Annotated in this window: 5 protein-coding genes; all 5 read right to left on the reverse strand. The window is 73.0% G+C overall.

Annotation, left to right across the window (positions count from 1 at the left end; genetic code table 11):
- A partial coding sequence (locus tag AB7U92_RS24245; RefSeq protein ID WP_428582947.1) for a GGDEF domain-containing protein occupies window positions 1–828 on the reverse strand: 828 nt, incomplete at its 3' end.
- 11 nt (window positions 829–839) lie between these two features.
- Window positions 840–1,610 carry a fumarylacetoacetate hydrolase family protein gene (locus AB7U92_RS24250; RefSeq protein ID WP_428582949.1) on the reverse strand — a complete coding sequence of 257 codons (771 nt, stop codon included), beginning with the start codon at window positions 1,608–1,610 and terminating at the stop codon, window positions 840–842.
- Window positions 1,607–2,086, reverse strand: a complete 480-nt coding sequence (locus tag AB7U92_RS24255; RefSeq protein ID WP_428582950.1) for a MaoC family dehydratase — start codon at window positions 2,084–2,086, stop codon at window positions 1,607–1,609. The genes AB7U92_RS24250 and AB7U92_RS24255 overlap by 4 nt, the downstream gene beginning before the upstream one ends.
- Window positions 2,083–3,024 carry an ornithine cyclodeaminase family protein gene (locus tag AB7U92_RS24260; protein WP_428582952.1) on the reverse strand — a complete coding sequence of 314 codons (942 nt, stop codon included), beginning with the start codon at window positions 3,022–3,024 and terminating at the stop codon, window positions 2,083–2,085. Before AB7U92_RS24260 ends, AB7U92_RS24255 begins: the two co-directional genes overlap by 4 nt.
- Before the next feature lie 88 nt (window positions 3,025–3,112).
- Window positions 3,113–3,342 (reverse strand): hypothetical protein (locus tag AB7U92_RS24265; RefSeq protein ID WP_428582954.1); only part of this gene is annotated, 230 nt, incomplete at its 5' end.

Consider the following 3,342-nt stretch of genomic DNA (forward strand, 5'->3'; position numbering starts at 1 on the left):
GCGCGCGACCAGGTCGCGGCCCTTCACGCACGAGCGGATGGCCAGCGCCACGCTCTTGAGCACGGTGTCGCCGAAGACGTGGCCGTACTGGTCGTTGATCTGCTTGAAGTGGTCGAGGTCGATCAGCACCACGCTCGGGCCGGCCTCGCCCTCGGCATGCTCGCGCAGCAGCTTCTCGATCGATTCGTCGAAGCCGCGGCGGTTGGTCACGCCGGTCAGCGAATCCATCGTGGCCTGCACCTTGGCCAGGTCGAGCTCGGCGCGCAGGCTCTCCAGCTCGGCGGTGGCCGCCTGCAGCCGCTGGGCCAGCACGGCCAGGCTGGCGCCGGCATCGCGCGAATCGCTGAGCAGCGCCTCGATCTCGGGGCCCAGGTTCTCCGGCATGCCCAGGCTGGCGATGCGGCCGCTCTTCTCCTGCAGCGAGGCGGTGAACTCGGTGACCCGCTCGCCGGTGGCGGTGGCGGTCTGGCCGACCTCGTCGATCACCGCGCGCAGGCCGTCCGACACCTTGTGCGCCGCTGCCGCGGCGGCGTCGAGGATGTGGCGCCGGTACAGCGTATAGACCAGCTCGTCGCCGAGCGGCACGTTGTTCTGGCGAGCCGAGTCGATTTCGGCGCGCAGGTCGTTGTTGCGCCCGGCCAGGTAGTCGTACCAGACCGCGTAGGTGATCGGGTGCAGCGGCGCCGGCTGCTGCGCCATCATCGGGATGGCCAGGCGCAGCAGTTCGGCGGAACGGTCCTTCGAGTCCGGATAGTGCATCGCTTCCTCTGGGGCCTCGGGCGGGTCGGCCGGGGCGCCGGGGCTGGGCTGCGATTGTGAGCCATCCATGCGAAGAATTCTCAGAAATGAGTCTCGGCCGTGCCGAGGTCGTCGAAAGTCAGCAAGACCCGGTCACCCGCGGCCGCGGCTGGCGCACCGGCCCAGGTGCCGGTGGTGACCACGGTGCCGGCCGGCAGTGTGCCGTGCCGCGCCGTGGCATGGCGCAGCCAGTCGGCCAGCACCCAGGCCGGGTCGACGCAGGAATGCGTGCCGCGGCGTTCGATCGGCGGTTGCGAACCGATGACCAGCCGGCACGCCTGTACCGACCAGTCGCGTGGCTCGAACGGCCGCCACGGGCCGAGCACGAGCGCGGCGTGAGAGGCGAGGTCCGCCAGGCGCAGCAGCGCCGGCGCGGCCAGGCCCTGCAGCCAGCGTGAATCGACGATCTCGATCGAGACGGCCATCGCATCGACGAGGCCGCGCGCGGCCTTCAGGTCGAGCGAGGCCGCGAGCGGGACATCGACGTCGCGGCCCAGGCGCAGCGCGATCTCCGACTCCACCAGCCGCGAATGCATCGGCCAGCGCGAGGCGTCGCCGGGGCTGGCCCACACGCCCGCCGGTGGTAGCGGCGCGTGCGTCAGCGGCTGGTCGCGGCCCGGGCCGCCGGACTTCCAGTGGCGCGGCGCGCCGTCGCCGAACCAGCGCAGCGCCTCGGCCACGCGCTGCTGTACGGCATAGGCTTCTTCGGCGCCGTCCAGCGCCTCGGCCAGCGGTGCGGCGTCGGCCGGCACGCCGCTCGCGCGGGCGCGCAGCAGCGCTTCGGTCACCGCGTCGATGCCGGCGCGGCTCATGCTGCGTCCCCCTGCGGGCGGCGGCGCAGCATGCCCCAGCCTTCCATCGTCATCACCACCTCGCGGTCCTGGTTGAGCACCTGCCAGCGCTGGCGGATCAGGCCGACCTCCGGCCGGCTGCCCATCGGGCGCGCCTCCAGCACCTCCAGGCGCACGCTCAGGGTGTCGCCGGGATAGACAGGCCGCGTCCAGCGCAGGCTGTCGATGCCCGGCGAGCCGAGGCTGGCGGCGTCGAGCAGGTGGTCGTCGCAGATCATGCGCATGGTCATCGCGCAGGTGTGCCAGCCGCTGGCCGACAGGCGCCCGAACAACGACGCTTCGGCCGCTTCGTCGTCGAGGTGGAAGGGCTGCGGGTCGAACTCGGCGGCGAAGGCGATCACCGCGTCGCGGGTGACCTTCTTGCTGCCGAACTCGCGCACGCTGCCGGCGGGAAAGTCTTCCCACCAGTAGCGGATGGTTCGTGGCGTCAGGCTCATCGGCCGAGCATAGCGGCGGCGGCCAGTTCGGCGGCGGCGAGGTCCTCGAGCGCATTGCCCACCGCCTTGAACAGCGTGATCTCCGCGCGGCCTGCGCGGCCGGGCCGTTCGCCGCGGCACAGCTGGGCCAGCGTGCCCTGCAGCCGCGCGGCCTCGAAGCCGCCGTCGGCGATGGCGCCGAGCACGTCGCCCGACTTGGCCAGTGCCTCCTCGGTGTCGACCCACACGCGGCTGCGCGCGAAGCACTCGGCATCGCATTCGCGCATCTGTGGCGTGAAGCTGCCGATCAGGTCGAGGTGCGTGCCCTCGCGCAGCCAGGCCCCGCGCACCAGCGACGCGCCGGCCAGCGTGGCGCAGCTGACGATGTCGGCGCGCGCCACGGCGGCGGCGAGGTCGGTCACCGGTTCGGCCGCCAGGCCCTGCTCGCGCCACGCACGGGCCAGCGCCGCGGCGCCCTCGGGGCGGTGGTTCCACACCTCGATGCGCTCGATCGGCCGCACGCAGCGCATCGCCTCGGGCAGCAGCCGCGCCACCCGCCCGCAGCCCAGCACGAGCAGCGAGGCGGCGTCGTCGCGGGCGAGGAAGGAGGCGGCCAGCGCAGACGCCGCGGCGGTGCGCCGCGAGGTGATCTGGTTGCCGTCGAGCTGCGCCAGCGGCGCGCCGGTGGTGGCGTCGAACAGCGTGTAGAGCGAATGCAGGCCCGGCAGGCCCTGGGCGCCGTTGCCGGGAAAGATGGTCACTGTCTTGACGCCGAGGCGGCGGCCGGGCTTCCAGGCCGGCATCAGCAGCACGGTGCCGCCCGTGCCGGACGGATCGTCGATGCGATGGGTGTGGCGCAGCGGCACCTCGGCGCCTTCGTTGAAGGCGCGGCGCAAGGCGGCGATCAGCTCGGCCGGCGGGAGGCGCGCGGCGGTGGCGGCGGCGTCGAGGTGGAGCACGGTGCGGGGCACGAAGGTTGCGCCCGCAGTATCGGTGCTTCGTCGGCCGCGGAATCGACCTGCCGCGGCTCGCGCGGCGGATCGAACCTCACGAGAAGAAGTGGCGGAATACGTCGGGCTCGCGCAGCTCGCGCGTGACCAGGCCGGTCAGCGTCTCCTGGAACGGGCCGCTCTCGGTGAGCGGGTCCAGCGCGGCGGGCATGGTGACGTCCCAGGTCTGGCAGATGCCGGTCGGGTTCTGGAACGCGCCGGCGCGGCGCGCATCGACGTTGACCAGCCGCTCGCTGAGCGAGGGCAGCTCCTCCCACTCGATCAGCG

The organism is Piscinibacter sp., assembly GCF_050175855.1.
GTDB lineage: Bacteria > Pseudomonadota > Gammaproteobacteria > Burkholderiales > Burkholderiaceae_C > Piscinibacter.